The sequence below is a fragment of the Herbiconiux sp. FW305-C-125 genome, assembly GCF_058783455.1.
In genome coordinates, this window is the sequence record NZ_JBYSYO010000003.1 from 286,849 (window position 1) to 305,064 (window position 18,216).

Below are 18,216 nucleotides of genomic sequence, written 5' to 3' on the forward strand. Positions count from 1 at the left end.
CGCACCCTCGCCAAACCAACCACGGATGAACGGCCGAGGGCGCCCGCCGCGCAGCCGCGCCGATTGAATAGAGTGGACGGATGGCGACACCTGCACAGAACCCCCTCGACCAGCCCGGCACCGACCCCTTCGAGGTCGCCCGTGAAGCCGCGGCCCAGATCGCCGAGCGCACCGGAGTCGACCGGCACGACATCGCGCTGACCCTCGGCAGCGGCTGGGGCAAGGCCGCCGACCTCCTCGGCGAGACGGTGGCCACGGTGCCGGCGACCGAGGTGGTCGGTTTCGGCGAGCCCGCCGTGCCGGGGCACGTCGGGTCGCTCCGCTCGATCCGGCTGCCGAACGGCAAGCACGCGCTCGTGATCGGCGCGCGCACCCACTACTACGAGGGCCACGGCGTGCGCCGGGTGGTGCACAGTGTGCGCACGGCGGCGGCCACCGGGGCATCCGTCATGGTGCTCACGAACGGTGCGGGCGGCATCAAGGAGACCTGGACGCCGGGCACCCCCGTGCTCATCAGCGACCACATCAACCTCACCGCCGACTCGCCGCTCGAGGGCGCCACCTTCATCGACCTCACCGACCTCTACTCGAAGCGCCTGCGCGACCTGGCCCGCGGAGTGGATGCGACCCTCGACGAGGGCGTGTACGTGCAGTTCCGCGGCCCGCACTACGAGACGCCCGCCGAGGTGCAGATGGCCAAGACGATCGGCGGCCACATCGTGGGCATGTCGACCGCGCTCGAAGCGATCGCGGCGCGGCAGGCGGGGATGGAGATCATCGGGTTCTCGCTGATCACCAACCTCGCCGCGGGCATCCAGAAGACCCCGCTCAGCCACGAAGAGGTGATCGAAGCCGGCAAGAACGCCGAGGGCAAGATCGGCGACCTGCTCGCCCGGGTCGTGACCGCGCTGTGAACGACGTCGAGCGCCTCGCCGAAGCGGCGGTGGCGTGGATGGCGCAGGATCCGGATGCGGAGACCCGCGCCGAGCTCGGCGCGCTGCTCGAGTCGGTCGGGTCGAGCGACCCCGGGGCGGTGGCCGAGCTGCGGTCGCGGTTCGGGGAGCGGCTCGCGTTCGGCACGGCCGGGCTCCGCGGCGAGCTGGCCGCCGGGCCCAACCGCATGAACCGGGTGCTCGTCGGGCAGGCGGCGGCCGGGCTCGCGGCGTACCTGCTCGAGCGCACCCAGCCGGGCAGCCGGCCCTCGATCGTCATCGGCTACGACGGGCGCAAGAACTCGCGCGTGTTCGCTGTCGACACCGCCGAGATCATGGCGGGAGCCGGCGTGCGCGCGGTGCTGCTGCCACGGCTGCTGCCGACGCCGCTCGTGGCGTTCGCCGTGCGCGACCTCGGGGTGAGCGCCGGCGTCATGGTGACCGCCTCGCACAACCCGCCGCGCGACAACGGGTACAAGGTGTATCTCGGCGACGCCGACGAGGGGTCGCAGATCGTGCCGCCGGCGGATGCGGAGATCGCGGCCCACATCCTGCGCGTGGCCGCCGAGGTGCAGCTGCCCGATGTGCCGCGGTCGCAGGACTACGAGGTGGCCGACGAGAGCGTCGTCGACCGCTATGTGGCGGCGACGGCCGCCCTGGCCGTTGGTGGCGCGACGGATGCGCGGGGAACCGCGGACGCGGACCGCACCGCGGCTGGCGCGGTCGCGGCGAACGCGGAGACCACCCCCGGCGGCGGGCACGCGGCCCCGCGCGTCGTGTACACCGCGATGCACGGTGTCGGCTGGGAGACGTTCGCCCGCGTGCTCGACGCCGCGGGCATCGAGCGGCCCGAGCTCGTGGCCGCGCAGATCGCGCCCGACGCAGCCTTCCCGACCGTGTCCTTCCCGAACCCCGAGGAGCCGGGAGCCCTCGACCTCGCCTACGAGACGGCGCGCGCCGCGGGCGCCGACCTCATCGTGGCGAACGACCCCGACGCCGACCGGCTCGCCATCGCCATCCCCGACCCCACCACCGCCGAGGGCTACCGCCGGCTCACCGGCAACGAGGTCGGTCAGCTGCTCGGCTGGCAGGCGGCATCCGCCGCCGCGCGCCCCGGCGGCGCGGCCGGCGCCACCCTCGCCTGCTCCATCGTCTCCTCCCCCGCCCTCGGCGTGGTGGCCGAGGCCTACGGCCTCGGCTGGGTCGAGACCCTCACCGGCTTCAAGTGGGTGTCCCGCGCCCCGGGTCTCGTCTTCGGCTACGAGGAGGCCCTGGGTTACCTCGTGAACCCCGAGACGGTGCGCGACAAGGACGGCATCTCGGCCGCGATCGCGTTCCTGGCGCTCGCACGCGAACTCGCCGCATCCGGTCGCACCGTCGCCGACCGCCTCGACGAGTTCAGCGAGCGCTTCGGCCACTACGGCTCGGCGCAGATCTCGCTGCGGGTGACCGACCTCTCGGAGATCGAGCGGGTGATGACCCGGTTGCGGGCCGAGCCGCCGACCGAGATCGGCGGCCTGCGCATCGAGCGCATCGACGACCTCGACCGCCCCGGCGGCGCCGTTCCGGCCAGCGACGTGCTGCGCATCGTGCTGCCCGGCGCCCGCGTGATGGTGCGCCCGAGCGGCACCGAACCCAAGCTGAAGATCTACCTCGACGCCTGGAGCACCGAGGGCGGCCTCGGCGAGCGGCGGGACCGCGTGGTCGAGCTGCTGCAGAAGCTCGAGGGCGGCATGCGCGACCACATCTCCTGAGCGGGGGTGTTCCCGCGCGGGTAGCGTGAGAACGAATCATCGAGCAGAACGGGGCCAGCAATGCCGACAGTCGCCGACACCATCGTCGAGATCCTCGCGGATGCGGGGGTGCAGCGCATCTACGGGCTCCCGGGTGATTCGCTGAACGGCTTCACGGATGCGATCCGCCGCGCCGGAGCGGTCAGCTGGCAGCACGTGCGGCACGAGGAGGCGGCGGCGTTCGCGGCGGCGGCCGACGCCGCCCTCACCGGGTCGCTCGCGGTCTGCGCCGGCAGCTGCGGGCCGGGCAACCTGCACCTCATCAACGGCCTGTTCGACGCGAACCGCTCCCGGGTGCCGGTGCTCGCCATCGCGGCGCAGATCCCGGCGGCCGAGATCGGCAGCGGCTACTTCCAGGAGACGCATCCGCAAGACCTCTTCCGTGAGTGCAGCGTCTACACCGAACTCGTGAGCGTTCCCGAACAGCTGCCGCGGGTGCTCGAGATCGCGATGCGCACCGCCATCGAGCGCCGCGGCGTTGCGGTGGTGGTGATCCCGGGCGAGATCTTCCTCACCGACACCGCGGGCCGGCCCAAGTCGGCGCCGATCGTCGCGACCGAGAGTGTGGTGCGCCCCTCCGATGCGTCGCTGCAGGCCGCCGCCGACATCCTGAACCAGGCGAAGAAGGTCACGATCCTGGGAGGGGCGGGAACGCAGGGCGCCCACGATGCGGTGGTGGAGATCGCCGGGCGGTTGAACGCCCCGGTGGTGCACGCGCTGCGGGGCAAGGAGTTCCTCGAGCACGACAACCCGTTCGACGTGGGCATGACGGGCCTGTTGGGTTTCGCCTCCGGCTACCGGGCGATGGAGAGCTGCGACGCACTGCTCATGCTCGGCACCGACTTCCCGTACCAGCAGTTCTATCCGTCGAAGGCGACGATCGTGCAGGTCGACATCCGCGGCGAACAGCTCGGGCGACGCACGCCGATCGACCTCGGACTGGTCGGCGACGTGGGCGACACCATCGCCGCCCTCCTGCCCCTGCTCGAGCAGAAGACGAACACGAAGCATCTCGATTCGTCGCTGGCGCACTACGCCAAGTCGCGCAAGCAACTCGACGACCTGGCCGACAACGACCGCAACCGCACGCCCATCCATCCGCAGTACGTCGCCCGGCTCGTCAGCGAGTTGGCGTCGGAGGACGCGGTGTTCATTCCGGATGTGGGCTCACCGGTCGTGTGGGCGGCCCGCTATCTCGAGCTGAACGGCTCGCGGCGCCTGATCGGCTCGTTCACGCACGGCACGATGGCGAACGCCCTGCCGCAGGCGATCGGCGCCCAGACCGCGTTCCCGGGCCGGCAGGTGGTGGCGCTCTCCGGCGACGGCGGACTGGCGATGCTGTTCGGCGAACTGCTGACGGTGCGCCAGAACAAGCTGCCGGTGAAGATCGTCGTGTTCAACAACTCCTCGCTGAACTTCGTCGAGGTGGAGATGAAGGCCGCGGGCTTCGTGAACTACGGCACCGGCCTCGACAACCCGAACTTCGCCGACGTGGCGAACGCGCTCGGCATCCACGGGCAGCGCGTCGAGAAGCCCGACGACCTGCGCGGCGCGCTCACCGCCGCGTTCGCGCACGACGGCCCGGCACTGGTCGACGTGGTGACGGCGCGGCAGGAGCTGTCCATCCCGCCGGCGATCACGGCGCAGCAGGTGAAGGGCTTCACGCTCTACGCGATGCGCACCATCATGTCCGGCCGCGGCGACGAACTCGTCGATCTGGCCGACACGAACGTCTTCCGCCGCCTCTTCGACTGAGCCGCGCCACCCGGCCCCGCCCCGAGCCGGGTCAGCCGACGGCGGCCTCGAGCTTCGCCGTGATCTCCTCCAGGTCGAAGTAGTTCTCGATCACCACGACATCGGCGTTGGTGCGCCCGATCGCGCCCACCAGCTCGGGCGAGGTCAGGATGACCTGGGCATCCGCCGCCGCCGAACCCACGCTCGCCACGTCGGAGGCGGAGACGTCGGCCTCGATGTCGAGCCGCTCGAGCGCCCGCACGGCGTTGACGCGCAGGATCTCGGAGGTGCCGATGCCCGCACCGCAGATGGCCACGATCTTCATCTGATCAGGATAGGTCAGCGCCCGCCGCAGCACCCAGCAGCCGGCGCACCTCGTGGGGCGAGACGGCCGCGGCGAGCGCCGGCACCACCGACTCGTCGTTGAACACGTTCGCCAAGGCGGCGACGGATGCGACGTGCTGGTCGGCCTCGGTCGCCGCGAGTCCGAGCACCACCGAGACCGGGTCGTTGTGGGCGTGCCCGAACGCCACCGGTGAGGCGAGCGTGACGAGGGCGAGGCCGGGGGCGAGCACGTCCGGGCCAGGCCGCGCGTGCGCCATCGCGAGGCCCGGGGCGATGACGATGTAGGGGCCGTACTCCTCGACCAGCGCGATCATCCGGTCGCCGTACGTCGGTTCCGCGTACCCCGCTGCCGTCAGGGCCGCGGCCACCGCCCGCACCGCCGTACGCCAATCCGCCGCCTCGACCTGCAGGCCGATGGCCGGGTCGGGCAGCTGGTCGAGCGAGGGCAACGAGAACGTCATCGTGCGCCCATCATCTCAGCCGCGCTCCGTCGCTACCGGTGAGTTGGCTGGAACCGCGCCGCGCATCCGCTCAGCCGCCTCCGCCGCGAACGCCAGGAACTCGGGCGAGCCGTGCAGCGTGTACTCCACGCCGGCCGGAATCCAGACCAGCGCGGCGAGCATGGTCTCGAGACTGTCGCCGCTGATCGGCCAGCGCGTCCACTCGGCGTCGATCGCTTCGGCGTCGTTCGCCCACGGCCCGAAGTACTCCCGCATCGTCGCGAGCGGCAGCCGCAGATGCGCCTCGGCGCTCAACCGCCGTTGCAGGGCGGCGACCGAGCCCGCCACGAACGCTGCGGCATCCTCACCCGGCAGGGCACGCGGCGCGAAGCGCACCCGGGTGCCGAAGAAGCGGCTCATCCGGTCGACCCGGAAGGTGCGCCAGTCGGAGCGCTGCAGATCCCAGCAGACGAGGAACCACCGGTGCGTCGACGCGACGAGGGTGTGCGGCTCCACCACCCGGTCGCTCGGCACCCCGCCGGCCGACTCGTAGTGGAAGCGGATGCGCTCCCGGTCGCGGCAGGCCAGCGCGAGCTGCCCGAGCAGCTCCTGCGACACCGGGGCGTCGTCCGGGCGCGCCGACTGGGGCTGAACGAACCCGGCGACCGCGTTCACCCGCTGGCGGAGCGCCGCGGGAAGCACCTGCTCGAACTTGGCGAGGGCGCTCAGCGTGGTCTGTTCGCCGTCGCTCAGGCCCTGGGTGGCGGCGACGCGGAGCCCGATCGCCATGGTCACGGCTTCGTCGTCGGTGAGCAGCAGCGGGGGCAGCTGCGAACCCGCCTCGAGCCGATAGCCGCCGGCGGCGCCCCGGGTGGCGGCCACCCGGTAGCCGAGCTCGCGCAGCCGGTCGATGTCGCGACGCAGGGTGCGCTCGGTCACACCGAGGCGCAGCGCGAGTTCGCCGCCGGCCCACTGCCGATGGGTCTGCAGCAGATTGAGCAGCGCCAGGATGCGCGACGTCGTCTCGGCCATGTCGCAATATTCTCCCGCAATCCGGACAGAAAGTGACCTGATTGGCTCCTACCGTGTTCGCATGACCTCAACCAGCCACCTCGACACCATCATCACCGCCCGGGGCCTGACGAAGCAGTTCACCGTCAAAGGCACCCGGGTCGACGCGGTCACCGACCTCGACCTCGACGTCACGGCCGGCGAACTCGTCGCCTTCCTCGGCCCGAACGGCGCCGGCAAATCGACGAGCCTCCGGATGCTCACCACCCTGTTGCCCCCGACCCGCGGCAACGCGGTGGTCGCCGGGCACGACATCGCCCGCGATCCCGCCGGGGTGCGCCGGCGCATCGGCTACATCGGGCAGGGCACGAGCGGCGGCAACAACCAGCGGGTTCGCGACGAACTGCTGAGCCAGGGCGCGTTCTACGGGATGTCGCGGCGCGACACCGCCCGGCGCGCCGACGAGCTGCTCGAATCCCTCGACCTCGCGCCACTGGCGAGACGGACGGTGCTGGGGCTGTCGGGCGGGCAGAAGCGCCGGCTCGACATCGCGCTCGGCCTCATCCACTCCCCCGCGCTGCTCTTCCTCGACGAGCCCTCCACCGGTCTCGACCCGCAGAGCCGGGCGAACCTCTGGCGGCACATCCTGGAGCTGCGCGACCAGCACGGCACCACGATCTTCGTCACCACGCACTACCTCGAGGAGGCCGACCAGTTCGCCGAGCGTGTGCTCGTGATGGACCACGGCCGGGTGATCGCCGACGACACGGCGTCGGCCCTCAAGACGACGCTCGCGGGCGACGTCATCACCCTCGGCGTCGGCGAGGAGGCCGAGCGCGCGCGGCGCGTCGCCGAGCGGGTGCTCGAGCATCCGGTCGGGGCCGCGAGCGTGAATCCGGACGGGACGCTCGAACTCGTCCTCGACCACGGCGAGCGCGCGCTCCCGCTGCTGCTGCGTGAGCTCGACGCAGCCGGAGTGCTCGTCACCACCGCGACCCTTCGGCAGCCCACCCTCGACGACGTCTTCCTCGCCCTCACCGGTCGCAGCCTCCGCGACCGCGGCGACGCCCCCCACACCACCGAAAGGATCTCCGCATGACCACGCTCACCGGCACCGCCACCGCCGACAACCGCGCCCCCGCGGTCGAGCGGCACGCCGCCCGCGCCACGACTCCCGCGCACGACACCGTCGCCGTTCTCATCCGCGAGTTGCGTCCGCTCGTGCGCGACCCGTTCTCCCTCATCTTCAGCCTGCTGCAGCCCCTCGTCTTCCTCGGCCTCTTCGGGCCGCTGCTGGTCGCGAGCTCGGGGCAGCCGGCGAGCGCGACGCTGCAGTGGTTCGTGCCGGGCATCCTCGTCATGATCGCGCTCTTCGGCACCGGCACCACCGGGTCGAACCTGCTCTTCGAGATGCAGACCGGATCGCACGAGCGCACCCTGGTGGCGCCGATCGCGCGCTCGTCGCTCCTCGTCGGCCGTGCACTCAAGGAGATGGTGCCGATCATCGTGCAGGCGGCCGTGATCGCGCTCGTCACGATCCCGTTCGGCTTCGGCGTGAATCCGGCGGGCATGCTCGTGGGGTTGGTGCTCCTGGCGGTCTTCGGCCTCGGCTTCGGCTCGCTCAGCTACGCTCTGGCGCTCGTCAGCCGCAACCGCGACTGGATGTTCTGGGCCGTGCAACAGGCCACGGTGTTCCCGCTCATGATCCTCTCCGGCATGCTGCTGCCGCTCGAGGGTGTGCCGGAGTGGATGAAGGTGGCCGCCGCGTTCAACCCGCTCAGCTACGTGGTGAGCGCCGAACGTGCGCTGTTCGCCGGCGACCTCGGCTCGCCGGCGGTACTGTGGGGCTTCGTCGCGGCGCTCGTCGTTGCGGCCGGGGGCTTGGCCGTGGGCATCCGCTCGATGGCGAAATCGCGCTGAAAGGAACATGACCATGGACTGGAAGATCGAACTCGTCGCCGTCCCCGTGACTGACGTCGACCGCGCGAAGGCGTTCTACGTCGACCAGGTGGGCTTCGTCGCCGACCACGACCACGCCATCAGCGACGAGCTGCGTTTCGTGCAACTCACCCCGCCGGGCTCGGCCTGCTCGATCGTGATCGGCACGGGCATCACCGACATGGCGCCGGGGTCGCAGAAGGGCGTGCAGATGGTCGTTGCCGACGTCGACGCGGCCCGCGCCCACCTGGTGGCGCACGACGTGCCGGCCAGCGAGGTCGACGAGCAGCCGTGGGGTCGCTTCGTGTACTTCAGCGACCCCGACGGCAACACCTGGGCCCTGCAGCAGCTGCCCGAGTGGGCGCCCGCGAACCAGCAGGGCTGATAGCGGGCGACTGGTCGCGTCAGACCTCGTCGAAGCCCTCGGAGATGGCGTCGGCGAGGTCTTCGCGGTCTTCGAGCGGTAAGAAGGTGGCGGCGGCCGCGTTGAGCTGGAACACCTCGATGTCGGCCAGGTCGTAGCCGAACGCATCCGTCAGCAGCGCCAGCTCGCGGCTGATCGTGGTGTTGCTCATCAGCCGGTTGTCGGTGTTCACGGTCACCTGGAAGCCGAGCTGGTAGAGCAGGTCGAACGGATGATCGACCAGCTCGTCGCCCCAGGCGGCGATGGCGCCCGTCTGCAGGTTCGACGACGGCGAGAGCTCGAGCGCGATCTCGCGATCCTTCACCCACTGGCTGAGGAGGCCGAGCGAGACGTAGGTGTTCTCGTCGTCCTGCCGCTCGATCTCGATGTCCTCGGCGAGGCGCACACCGTGCCCGAGCCGCAGCGCGCGGCCGTGGAACAGGGCGCCACGGATGCTCTCGAGCCCGTCGGCCTCGCCGGCGTGCACGGTCACCGGGAAGAAGTTCTGCGCCAGGTAGTCGAACGCGGCGAGCTGCTTGGCGGCCGGGAAGCCGAGCTCCGCGCCCGCGATGTCGAAGCCCACGACGCCACGGTCGCGGTGCCGCACGGCGAGCTCCGCGATCTCGAGACCGCGGTCGGCGTGCCGCATCGCCGTCACCAGCTGGCCGACACGGATGCTCTGGCCCGCGTTCCGCGCATCCTCCACACCGAGCTCGATGCCCTCCTGCACGGCCTCGACCACCTCGTCGAGGCTGAGCCCCTGCGTGAGGTGCTGCTCGGGCGCCCAGCGCGCTTCGCCGTAGATCACGCCGTCGGCGGCGAGGTCGTTCACGAACTCACGGGCCACCCGGGTGAGGCCCTGACGGGTCTGCATGACGGCGATGGTGACGTCGAAGGTGGCGAGGTAGGTGGGCAGCGAGCCGGAGTCGGCGGAGTCTTCGAACCACTCGCCGAGCTCGATCGCGTCGGTCGAGGGCAGCTCGAGGCCGATCTCGTCGGCGAGCTCGATGATGGTGGCCGGCCGCAGCCCGCCGTCGAGGTGGTCGTGGAGGGACACTTTGGGAAGGGAGTTGAAGCTGATACCGGTTCCGGGGACGAGGTATTCCTCAGGCGCTGCAGTCATGCCCCCAGCCTAGGCTCTGGCCCCTCGTTGCGAGAGGTCAGAGCCCCAAGTTGGCGGCGATCTCGGCGGCGGCCGCTTCCGCCGCGTCCCGCACCCGATCCGTCGACAGCGCGCTGAGGCTCGTGGCCACGTAGGGCACCGTGAGCGCCGCGAGCGCCCGGCCGTCACGGCCGTCACGGCCGTCACGGCCGAGGATCGGGAACACCACGTCGGTGATGGAGGGCTGCAGCGGGTCGGCCCGCACGAGGAAGCCGTCGTGCCGGATGCGCGCGGCCGCTTCCTGGGCCGCACCCGGCCCGGCCGCATCCGCCGGCAGGTAGGCGGCGAACACGGCGCCGGTGGCGGTGGTCTCGAGCGGGAACATCGCGCCCACCCGCACGCGGAAGCCGAAGTCGCCGGGGCTCTCCACCTGCGCGATCACGCGCACCCGCCCCGCGTCGATCACGCTGAGGTTGCACGATTGGCCGGTCGCCTCCGCCAGCCGGCGCATCGGCGCGAGCGCGGCGGCGTCGAGCGAGCGCAGCGGCTCTTGACGGTGGGCGAGGTCGAACAGGCGCAGCGACAACGTGTAGCGGCCCGACTGCCGGTCGCGGTGCAGGTAGCCGCGGCGCTCGAGCGTGGTGAGCACTCGGAAGATCTGGCTCGCCGAGCGATCGGTCGCGCGCGCGATCTCGAGCTGGCTGAGGCCGGTGCGCTCCTCGGCGAGCAGCTCGAGGATGTCGAGCGCCTTCTCGAGGGCCGGCACCGCGTACTCGGAAGCGGAGGTCACGCCACGAGTATTGCACAGGTGAAACTTGCTTTCATATATGCTCGGATGGTGCCTCAGAAGATCATCCTCGATTGCGACCCCGGCCACGACGACGCCATCGCGATGCTGCTCGCCCACGGGAATCCCGACATCGAGTTGCTCGCCGTCACCACCGTGGTGGGCAACCAGACGCTCGAGAAGGTCACCCGCAACGCGTTGTCGGTGGCCCGGGTGGCCGGCATCACCGGCGTGCCGTTCGCGGCCGGCTGCCCGCGGCCGCTGGTGCGTCAGATCGAGGTGGCCCCCGACATCCACGGTGAATCGGGGCTCGACGGCCCGGCGCTGCCGGAGCCCGAGATCGAGTTGGACGTCCGTCACGCCGTCGACCTCATCATCGACACGATCATGGCGCACGAGCCCGGCACGGTCACCCTCGTGCCCACCGGCGGCCTCACGAACATCGCCCTCGCCGCGCGCAAGGAGCCGCGGATCGTGCCCCGGGTGAAGGAGGTGGTGCTGATGGGCGGCGGCTACCACGGCGGCAACTGGAGCGCGACGAGCGAGTTCAACATCATCATCGACCCCGAGGCTGCGCACATCGTGTTCGCCGAGGAGTGGCCGCTCACGATGGTGGGGCTCGACCTCACCCACCAGGCGCTGGCGACCCCGGAGGTCGTGGAGCGCATCCGCTCCATCGGCACCGCGCCCGCGCAGTTCGTGCTGGAGCTGCTGGAGTTCTTCGGCGAGAGCTACCGGGAGGCACAGGGGTTCGAGCATCCGCCCGTGCACGACGCGTGCGCCGTGGCGCGGGTGATCGACCCCGCGGTCATGACCGTGCGGCGGGCGCCCCTCGCCGTCGAGCTCACCGGCACGCACACGCTCGGCATGACGGTCGCCGACTTCCGTGCACCCGCCCCCGACGACTGCCACACGCAGGTCGCGGTCGATCTCGACCACGGCCGGTTCTGGGGCCTGATCGTCGACGCGCTGGAGCGCATCGGCTGAGCGGCACCCGGCCCGCGGCGCGATCCGCCCGCCGCAGCCCGAGTGACTGCACGCACTCGGACCACGGCGCACGGATCGCGCGCCGCTCGCGCGGATTCAGCCGCGCACGTCGTGGAGGTGGTGCACCGGGTCGTGCACCATGTACCTCGCCAGCGTATCGACGGTGAACGCCGATCCGTCGCCACGGAGGCCTCGGCGTTCCCACGCGTCGTCCGGAACCGCCTCGAACGCGCGTGCCAGCGCTTCTGCGGCCTCCGTGAGCTCGGCGGAGACGACAGCCGGGTCTTGCTCGTTGTAGCGCTCCTCGACGGCGGTGACGTCCTGGTCCCAGTTCTCGAACTCGGGGTCGTCCTCGTCGAGCATGAGGGCGAGCCGCACCCGGAAGATGCGGAACACGTCCCGCACGTGGGCGGCGTATTCGAGGTTCGACCAGGTCGAGTCGTCCGGCCGCACCGCGACGTCGGCGCGTTCGAGCACGGCCGGCCACGCAGCCGCATTCGCGCGGAGCAGGCCCGGCACCGCCGAGGCGGGCGTGGCGCTCGAGTCGAACCCGCACTCCGGGCACTCGCGTTCGAGCACCCACATCCAGTTCTTCGTGTCGGGGACAATCGCCATGCCCCGACTCTACGGCTCACGGCGACCGCGCTTCCACTCCGTTACGGTCACCCGGGCCCGCTTTTCTGCCAGTCGTGCGCCGGGCGAGCGGATGCGGGTGAACCCTGGCCCCGTCCCGCCGTCGTGCCCAGCAGGGGCGGCTACTGGATGCGCTCGGCCACCAGCGGCCCCAGGCCCGCCCACTCCGACGCCGGGCCGATCTCGTAGGCGCCCGCCACAGCGTCGAGCGCGCGTTCGAACCGCTCCGGCTCGTCGGCCGAGAGCGTGAACAGCGGCTGCCCGGCCGTCACGGCGTCGCCCGGCTTCGCGTGCAGGTCGATGCCGGCCGCGTGCTGCACCGCGTCGGATGCCCGTGCCCGGCCCGCCCCGAGCCGCCATGCCGCGATACCGAACGGCAGCGCCTCCTGCCGCAGCAGCACCCCCGACGACTCGGCGACGACGGTGTGGGTCTCGCGCGCGACGGGCAGCGGCGCGGTGGGGTCGCCGCCCTGGGCGCGGATCACCCGGTTCCAGGTGTCCATCGCCCGCCCGTCCTTGAGCGCGGCCGCCACGTCGGCATCAGGCTGCCCGGCCAGCCGAAGCATCTCGGCGGCGAGCGCGAGGGTCAGTTCGACCACATCCGCCGGGCCGCCGCCCGCGAGCACCTCGACCGATTCCCGCACCTCGTTGGCGTTGCCGATGGCGAGCCCGAGCGGCACGTTCATGTTCGTCAGCAGCGCCGTGGTCGCCACCCCGGCGTCGTTGCCGAGGTCGACCATGGTCTGCGCGAGCTCGCGCGAGCGCGAGATGTCCTGCATGAACGCCCCCGAGCCGAACTTCACGTCGAGCACGAGCGAGTCGGTGCCCTCGGCGATCTTCTTCGACATGATCGACGACGCGATGAGCGGGATCGCCTCGACCGTGCCCGTGATGTCGCGGAGGGCGTAGAGCTTCTTGTCGGCCGGCGCGAGGCCCGACCCGGCCGCGCAGATGACGCCCCCGACGTCGCGCAGCTGCGCGAACAGCTCCTCGTTCGACAGGGATGCGCGCCACCCCGGGATGGACTCGAGCTTGTCGAGCGTGCCGCCGGTGTGCCCGAGGCCACGGCCGGACAGCTGCGGCACCGCCACCCCGAACGACGCGACGAGGGGCATGAGCGGCAGGGTGATCTTGTCGCCGACCCCGCCGGTGGAGTGCTTGTCGACGGTGGGTTTGCCGAGGCCGGCGAAGCTCATCCGCTCGCCCGAGGCGATCATGGCGAGGGTGAGGTCGCGGATCTCGGTGCGCGACATCCCGTTCAGGAGGATCGCCATCGCGAGCGCGGCCATCTGCTCGTCGCCCACGTACCCGCGGGTGTAGGCGTCGATCAACCAGTCGATCTCGGGAGTCGACAGCGTCCCGTGATCCCGCTTGGTTCGGATGAGGTCGACGACGTCGAACGCTTCAGTGGCCATCTGGTGCTCCTAACTGCATCGCGACCCGTCAAAATCTGCCCTAAAACCCGCGGGGAAGGGCCAAAAACGACGGGTCGCGAGGATTCACTCCGCGAGGGACTCCTCGCGGTACTCGACGAGGGTGCGGGGGCCGAACGCATCCGGAATCACCTCGTCGATCGTCTTCACGCCCGACACCGTCTCGAGCAGCATGCCCTCGGCCGAGTGCTCGAACAGCAGCTGCCGGCAGCGGCCACACGGCATCAGCGTGTTGCCGTGCCCGTCGACGCAGGTGAAGGCCACGAGGCGCCCGCCGCCCGTCATGTGCAACGACGACACCAGGGCGCACTCGGCGCAGAGGGTGAGGCCGTAGGAGGCGTTCTCGACGTTGCACCCGGCGATCACGCGCCCGTCGTCGACGAGCGCGGCGACCCCCACCGGGAACTTCGAGTAGGGCACGTACGCGTGCTCCATCGCCTCGAGCGCGCGAGCGCGCAGCGACTCCCAGTCGATCTCCGACGACACCACGGTCTCCTCCGAACTACGATCCGACATACGGTCTTCCGGCTGCGGCCGGCCCGCGCACCCGCCCGACGAGGCCGGCGACCGCGAAGATCGTCACCACGTAGGGCAGCATGAGCATGAACTCCGACGGCACCGGCGACCCGATGATGCCGAGCACGTTCTGCAGGTTCGACGCGAAGCCGAACAGCAGCGCGGCGAGGGTGGCCCGGATGGGGTCCCAGCGCCCGAAGATCACCGCGGCCAGGGCGATGTACCCGGCGCCCGCGGTCATCTCCTTGTTGAACGCGCCGACCGAGCCCAGGGTGAAGTACGCGCCACCGAGGCCTGCGATCGCGCCGGCCAGCGACACGTTCCAGAACCGCGTGGTGTTCACCCGGATGCCGACGGTGTCGGCGGCCTGCGGATGCTCACCCACGGCCCGCACCCGGAGACCCCACTTGGTCTTGAACAAGCCGAAGAACACGAGCGCCACCGCGATGTACATGAGATACACCACGATCGTCTGCCGGAACAGCGTCGGCCCGATGATCGGGATCTCCGACAGCAGCGGGATCGGCAGCCGGTCGAATCGCGGCGGGGAGTTCAGCAGGTCCGGGTTCGCGGTGAGCACCTGGGAGTAGAGGAACGAGGTGAGCCCGGTGACGAGCACGTTCAGCACGACGCCGACGATGACCTGGTCGACGAGGTACTTGATCGAGAACGCCGCGAGCACGAACGACACCAGGGTGCCGGCGATGACGGCGCCGATGAGGCCCACGAAGGGGTTGCCGGTGACGGATGCGACGACCGCCGACACGAAGGCCCCGGCCAGCAGCTGACCCTCGATCGCGACGTTCACCACGCCGACCCGCTCGGAGATCACACCACCCAGCGCACCGAAGATGAGCGGCACGCTGAGCGAGACGGTTCCGATCAGGAGCCCGGGGAGGGGAATGGTCTGCCCCGCGGAGGCCCAGGTGAGGAACGCGACGAGGAAGAGCACCGCGAACACGGCCATCAGCCACACCCGCACCTTGCGCCCGGTCGCCACGAGCCACGCGCTCAGCGCCGCGAGCAGCACGAGCAGGATCGAGACCACGATGCCGGTCGCACGGGTGGGCAGCACCACCTCGGGCAGCTGGATGAGGTCGGAGTCGGTCGACAGCCGGAACGTCGACTCGCCGTCGCGGCCGAACACCACGAACAGGATGATCGCGCCGAGCGCGAAGATGCCGAACGCGATCGGCGCCTTCCAGCTCTTCACCAGCACGGTCGTGAGGCCGGGCGTCGAGTCGGGCTTGTTGTGCTCGGTGGGCGGCAGGGCGCCCGTCGGAGCGAGGTTCGAGGTGCTCACGTTCTCGGGGAGTGCGTCGCTCATTTCGCCACCGCCTCTCGTGCCGGGGCCACGACCGGGGTCTTGGGCGCCTTGGGCTTCCGCGGTTTGGCCGGGTCGGGCAGCCGGAAGACGGTGCGGATGAGCGGCGGCGCCGCGATGAACAGCACGATCAGCGACTGCACCACGAGCACGATGTCGATCGGGATGCCCTGCGAGGCCTGCATCGCGAATCCGCCGGCCTTGAACGCGCCGAACAGGATGCCCGCGATGAAGATGCCCCACGGCTTCGACCGCCCGAGGAGCGCCACCGTGATGGCGTCGAAGCCGATGCCGGCGTCGATGCCCGACGAGAACCCGGTGGTGACGGTGCCGAGCACCTGGAAGACGCCGGCGAGGCCGACGAGCCCGCCCGAGATGAGCATCGCGTAGACGTACATGTTCTTCACGTCGATGCCCGCGACCCGGGCGGCGTTCGGGTTGATGCCCACGGCGCGGAACTTGAAGCCGAGCGCCGAGCGGTTGAGCAGCCACCAGACGAACACCGTGGCGGCGATCACGAGGATGAAGCCGAGGTGCAGGTTGAACTTCGGCCCGAGGATGTCGGGCAGCACCGCGGTCGGATCGATCGGCGGCGACTTGGGGTTGTTCGACCCGGGCGCCTGCAGGATGGGCGTGCGGAGGAGGTAGGACACCAGGTAGAACGCCACGTAGTTCAGCATGATCGTGACGATCACCTCGTGGGCACCGGTGCGCGCCTTCAGGAGGCCCGCGATGCCGCCCCAGATGCCGCCGCCGATCACACCGGCGACGATCGCGACGATGAGGTGCAGCCCCCACGGCAGGTGCAGCGTGAAGCCCACCCAGCCCGCGCAGGCCGCGGCGATCAGCATCTGGCCGCGGCCACCGATGTTGAACATGCCGACCCGGAAGGCGAGGCCCACACCGAGGCCGGCCGCGATGAGCGGCGTGGCGAAGGTGAGCGTCTCGGTGAGCGGCTTGATCTGGTCGAGGAAGTCGGGGCGCTTGAAGTTGTAGATCGACCCCTGGAACAGGGCGACGTAGGCCCCCGACACCGACTTCCAGATCTCGGCGAAGGTGTCCCCGGGCCGGGCGAAGAAGTAGCCCGCGGCCTTCTGCACGTTCTCGTCGGTGAGAGCGATCAGGATGCCGCCGGCCACCATCGCGAGCACGACGGCGAGGATGGAGATCATGACGCTGCCGCCGATGATCTCGTTGAAGGTCTGCCGCCAGCGCGACGGCGGCTCGGCCACCGGCACACCGGGCGCCGGCCCGGCCGACGACGCCGGGGCGACGGGCTGATTGACGGGCGAGTCGCTCACGCGGCCGCTCCTTCCGGGTCGAGAGGGGTGACCCCGGCGGGGACTTCGCCCGCCATCATGAGGCCGAGGATGTCGCGGGGGGTGTCGCCGGGCACGATGCCGACGATGCCGCCGCGGTACATCACCGCGATGCGGTCGGCGAGCGCGACGACTTCGTCGAGCTCGGTCGAGACCACCACCACGGGGATGCCTTCGTCGCGGGTGGCGACGATGCGCTTGTGCACGAACTCGATCGAGCCCACGTCGATGCCGCGGGTGGGCTGCGCGGCCACGAACAACCGCAATCCGCGGGAGAGCTCGCGGGCGAGCACGACCTTCTGCTGGTTGCCGCCGGAGAGGCGGCCCACCTCGGTGCCGATGCCCTGCGAGCGCACGTCGAACTCCTTCGACTTCTCTTCGGCGAAGCTGTTGAGGTAGGACAGCTGCAGGCCACCGGCTTTCACGAACGGTGCGCCGTCCGAGCGGTCGAGCATGAGGTTCTCGGCGATGGTGAACTCGCCCACCAGGCCGTCCTCCTTGCGATCCTCCGGCACGAAGCCCACGCCCGAGTCGAGCACCTTCCGCACCGAGAGACCCCGGAGCGACTTCCCGTCGAGGGTGATGTCACCGGTCACCCGCTCCTGCAGCCCCATCAGTGCCTCGGTCAGCTCGGTCTGTCCGTTGCCCTGCACCCCGGCGATGGCGAGGATCTCGCCGGCCTTCACGTCGAACGACACGTCGTTCACCACCACCTGGCCCCGCGCATCCACCACCGAGAGGTTCGAGACGACGAGCGCCGGGGCGCCCGGCTGCGCGGGGTCTTTGTGCACGGTCAGCTCGACCGCGCGGCCGACCATGAGGGAGGCGAGCTCGGCGTTCGTGGCGGTGGGCGAGGCCTCGCCCACGACCTTGCCGAGCCGGATGACCGTGATGCGGTCGGCGACCTCGCGCACCTCGCGCAGCTTGTGCGTGATGAAGACGATGGAGGTGCCGGACTCCTTGAGCTGGCGCATGATGGCCATCAGTTCGTCGGTCTCCTGCGGGGTGAGCACGGCGGTCGGCTCATCGAACACCAGCACCTTCGCGTCGCGGGAGAGCGCCTTGATGATCTCCACGCGCTGCTGCACGCCGACCGGCAGGTCGTCGACCAGGGCATCCGGATCGACGTCGAAACCGAAGCGGTCGCTGATCTCGCGCACCCGCTTGCGGGCCGCGTTGAGGTCGAGGAAGCCCGCGAATCCGGTCTGCTCATGACCGAGCATCACGTTCTCGGCGACCGTGAACACGGGGATGAGCATGAAGTGCTGGTGCACCATGCCGATGCCGGCGTTCATCGCGTCGCCCGGGCCGGCGAAGTGCTGGACCACGTCGTCCAGCACGATCTCGCCCTCGTCGGCCTGGTAGAGGCCGTACAACACGTTCATCAGAGTCGACTTGCCGGCACCGTTCTCACCGAGGAGGCAGTGGATCTCACCCGGCTCGACGGTGAGATCGATGTGATCGTTGGCAGTGAGGGCACCGAACCTTTTGGTGATGCCCCGGAGTTCGAGCTTCATAG

At 70.6% G+C, this 18,216-nt stretch carries 18 protein-coding genes; 7 read left to right on the forward strand and 11 right to left on the reverse strand.

Annotation, left to right across the window (positions count from 1 at the left end):
• Positions 1 to 80 precede the first annotated feature (80 nt).
• Genes AC3WLB_RS11670 through poxB form a run of 3 tightly spaced genes read left to right on the forward strand, consistent with a single transcriptional unit; the run spans position 81 to position 4,480 of the window.
• Entirely contained in the window at positions 81 to 914 is an 834-nt protein-coding gene (locus tag AC3WLB_RS11670; protein ID WP_022898206.1) for a purine-nucleoside phosphorylase, read from the forward strand.
• Positions 915 to 952: 38 nt separating this feature from the next.
• Positions 953 to 2,686: a phospho-sugar mutase gene (locus AC3WLB_RS11675; RefSeq protein WP_492506202.1), complete on the forward strand. Its 1,734-nt coding sequence runs from the start codon at positions 953 to 955 to the stop codon at positions 2,684 to 2,686.
• A 60-nt stretch (positions 2,687 to 2,746) separates the two neighbouring features.
• Positions 2,747 to 4,480 carry a ubiquinone-dependent pyruvate dehydrogenase gene (poxB, locus tag AC3WLB_RS11680; RefSeq protein ID WP_492506115.1) on the forward strand — a complete coding sequence of 578 codons (1,734 nt, stop codon included), beginning with the start codon at positions 2,747 to 2,749 and terminating at the stop codon, positions 4,478 to 4,480.
• A gap of 31 nt (positions 4,481 to 4,511) precedes the next feature.
• Here poxB and AC3WLB_RS11685 read toward each other — a convergent pair whose 3' ends face one another.
• From AC3WLB_RS11685 to AC3WLB_RS11695, 3 genes are read right to left on the reverse strand one after another with little or no spacing between them, the layout of a single operon-like run.
• Positions 4,512 to 4,784, reverse strand: a complete 273-nt coding sequence (locus AC3WLB_RS11685; protein ID WP_022898203.1) for a PTS sugar transporter subunit IIB — start codon at positions 4,782 to 4,784, stop codon at positions 4,512 to 4,514.
• A gap of 4 nt (positions 4,785 to 4,788) precedes the next feature.
• Positions 4,789 to 5,265, reverse strand: a complete 477-nt coding sequence (locus AC3WLB_RS11690) for a PTS sugar transporter subunit IIA (protein WP_492506117.1) — start codon at positions 5,263 to 5,265, stop codon at positions 4,789 to 4,791.
• Positions 5,266 to 5,280: 15 nt separating this feature from the next.
• Complete coding sequence (locus AC3WLB_RS11695) at positions 5,281 to 6,276, reverse strand: helix-turn-helix transcriptional regulator (protein WP_492506119.1); 996 nt, start codon at positions 6,274 to 6,276, stop codon at positions 5,281 to 5,283.
• 61 nt (positions 6,277 to 6,337) lie between these two features.
• Here AC3WLB_RS11695 and AC3WLB_RS11700 point away from each other — a divergent pair, with 61 nt between their 5' ends.
• Genes AC3WLB_RS11700 through AC3WLB_RS11710 form a run of 3 tightly spaced genes read left to right on the forward strand, consistent with a single transcriptional unit; the run spans position 6,338 to position 8,578 of the window.
• On the forward strand, positions 6,338 to 7,354 hold the full coding sequence (locus AC3WLB_RS11700; RefSeq protein WP_492506121.1) for an ATP-binding cassette domain-containing protein: 1,017 nt from the start codon (positions 6,338 to 6,340) through the stop codon (positions 7,352 to 7,354).
• Complete coding sequence (locus AC3WLB_RS11705) at positions 7,351 to 8,175, forward strand: ABC transporter permease (protein WP_492506123.1); 825 nt, start codon at positions 7,351 to 7,353, stop codon at positions 8,173 to 8,175. The genes AC3WLB_RS11700 and AC3WLB_RS11705 overlap by 4 nt, the downstream gene beginning before the upstream one ends.
• 13 nt (positions 8,176 to 8,188) lie before the next feature.
• Positions 8,189 to 8,578, forward strand: a complete 390-nt coding sequence (locus tag AC3WLB_RS11710; RefSeq protein WP_022895541.1) for a glyoxalase superfamily protein — start codon at positions 8,189 to 8,191, stop codon at positions 8,576 to 8,578.
• Between the two features lie 19 nt (positions 8,579 to 8,597).
• On the opposite strand, the gene AC3WLB_RS11715 is transcribed toward AC3WLB_RS11710, so the two are convergent.
• On the reverse strand, positions 8,598 to 9,719 hold the full coding sequence (locus AC3WLB_RS11715) for an adenosine deaminase (protein WP_022895542.1): 1,122 nt from the start codon (positions 9,717 to 9,719) through the stop codon (positions 8,598 to 8,600).
• Positions 9,720 to 9,756: 37 nt separating this feature from the next.
• On the reverse strand, positions 9,757 to 10,488 hold the full coding sequence (locus tag AC3WLB_RS11720) for an IclR family transcriptional regulator (protein ID WP_492506125.1): 732 nt from the start codon (positions 10,486 to 10,488) through the stop codon (positions 9,757 to 9,759).
• Positions 10,489 to 10,536: 48 nt separating this feature from the next.
• Between AC3WLB_RS11720 and uriH the strand changes: the two genes are divergently transcribed.
• Positions 10,537 to 11,472: a uridine-preferring nucleoside hydrolase UriH gene (uriH, locus tag AC3WLB_RS11725; protein ID WP_492506127.1), complete on the forward strand. Its 936-nt coding sequence runs from the start codon at positions 10,537 to 10,539 to the stop codon at positions 11,470 to 11,472.
• Positions 11,473 to 11,568: 96 nt separating this feature from the next.
• On the opposite strand, the gene AC3WLB_RS11730 is transcribed toward uriH, so the two are convergent.
• The 6 genes from AC3WLB_RS11730 to AC3WLB_RS11755 all read right to left on the reverse strand — a co-directional run bounded on the left by AC3WLB_RS11730 (position 11,569) and on the right by AC3WLB_RS11755 (position 18,214).
• Complete coding sequence (locus AC3WLB_RS11730; RefSeq protein ID WP_492506129.1) at positions 11,569 to 12,087, reverse strand: DinB family protein; 519 nt, start codon at positions 12,085 to 12,087, stop codon at positions 11,569 to 11,571.
• Positions 12,088 to 12,227: 140 nt separating this feature from the next.
• Positions 12,228 to 13,520 (reverse strand): thymidine phosphorylase, encoded by a 1,293-nt coding sequence (locus AC3WLB_RS11735; protein WP_492506131.1) that lies wholly within the window; start codon positions 13,518 to 13,520, stop codon positions 12,228 to 12,230.
• A gap of 84 nt (positions 13,521 to 13,604) precedes the next feature.
• On the reverse strand, positions 13,605 to 14,054 hold the full coding sequence (locus AC3WLB_RS11740; protein WP_492506133.1) for a cytidine deaminase: 450 nt from the start codon (positions 14,052 to 14,054) through the stop codon (positions 13,605 to 13,607).
• Positions 14,041 to 15,381, reverse strand: a complete 1,341-nt coding sequence (locus AC3WLB_RS11745; protein WP_492506135.1) for an ABC transporter permease — start codon at positions 15,379 to 15,381, stop codon at positions 14,041 to 14,043. Before AC3WLB_RS11745 ends, AC3WLB_RS11740 begins: the two co-directional genes overlap by 14 nt.
• Positions 15,378 to 16,679 carry an ABC transporter permease gene (locus AC3WLB_RS11750; RefSeq protein ID WP_492506137.1) on the reverse strand — a complete coding sequence of 434 codons (1,302 nt, stop codon included), beginning with the start codon at positions 16,677 to 16,679 and terminating at the stop codon, positions 15,378 to 15,380. The genes AC3WLB_RS11745 and AC3WLB_RS11750 overlap by 4 nt, the downstream gene beginning before the upstream one ends.
• Complete coding sequence (locus tag AC3WLB_RS11755) at positions 16,676 to 18,214, reverse strand: ABC transporter ATP-binding protein (protein ID WP_022895310.1); 1,539 nt, start codon at positions 18,212 to 18,214, stop codon at positions 16,676 to 16,678. The genes AC3WLB_RS11750 and AC3WLB_RS11755 overlap by 4 nt, the downstream gene beginning before the upstream one ends.
• Positions 18,215 to 18,216 lie beyond the last annotated feature (2 nt).

Bases quoted from the DNA above. Each gene is read 5' to 3' on its own strand.
- AC3WLB_RS11685 (WP_022898203.1), bottom strand. From the start codon at position 4,784: ATGAAGATCGTGGCCATCTGCGGTGCGGGCATCGGCACCTCCGAGATC.
- AC3WLB_RS11715 (WP_022895542.1), bottom strand. From the start codon at position 9,719: ATGACTGCAGCGCCTGAGGAATACCTCGTCCCCGGAACCGGTATCAGC.
- AC3WLB_RS11705 (WP_492506123.1), top strand. From the start codon at position 7,351: ATGACCACGCTCACCGGCACCGCCACCGCCGACAACCGCGCCCCCGCG.
- AC3WLB_RS11690 (WP_492506117.1), bottom strand. From the start codon at position 5,265: ATGACGTTCTCGTTGCCCTCGCTCGACCAGCTGCCCGACCCGGCCATC.
- AC3WLB_RS11700 (WP_492506121.1), top strand. From the start codon at position 6,338: ATGACCTCAACCAGCCACCTCGACACCATCATCACCGCCCGGGGCCTG.
- poxB (WP_492506115.1), top strand. From the start codon at position 2,747: ATGCCGACAGTCGCCGACACCATCGTCGAGATCCTCGCGGATGCGGGG.
- AC3WLB_RS11670 (WP_022898206.1), top strand. From the start codon at position 81: ATGGCGACACCTGCACAGAACCCCCTCGACCAGCCCGGCACCGACCCC.
- AC3WLB_RS11730 (WP_492506129.1), bottom strand. From the start codon at position 12,087: ATGGCGATTGTCCCCGACACGAAGAACTGGATGTGGGTGCTCGAACGC.
- AC3WLB_RS11695 (WP_492506119.1), bottom strand. From the start codon at position 6,276: ATGGCCGAGACGACGTCGCGCATCCTGGCGCTGCTCAATCTGCTGCAG.
- AC3WLB_RS11740 (WP_492506133.1), bottom strand. From the start codon at position 14,054: ATGTCGGATCGTAGTTCGGAGGAGACCGTGGTGTCGTCGGAGATCGAC.
- AC3WLB_RS11755 (WP_022895310.1), bottom strand. From the start codon at position 18,214: ATGAAGCTCGAACTCCGGGGCATCACCAAAAGGTTCGGTGCCCTCACT.
- AC3WLB_RS11710 (WP_022895541.1), top strand. From the start codon at position 8,189: ATGGACTGGAAGATCGAACTCGTCGCCGTCCCCGTGACTGACGTCGAC.
- AC3WLB_RS11735 (WP_492506131.1), bottom strand. From the start codon at position 13,520: ATGGCCACTGAAGCGTTCGACGTCGTCGACCTCATCCGAACCAAGCGG.
- AC3WLB_RS11745 (WP_492506135.1), bottom strand. From the start codon at position 15,381: ATGAGCGACGCACTCCCCGAGAACGTGAGCACCTCGAACCTCGCTCCG.
- AC3WLB_RS11675 (WP_492506202.1), top strand. From the start codon at position 953: ATGGCGCAGGATCCGGATGCGGAGACCCGCGCCGAGCTCGGCGCGCTG.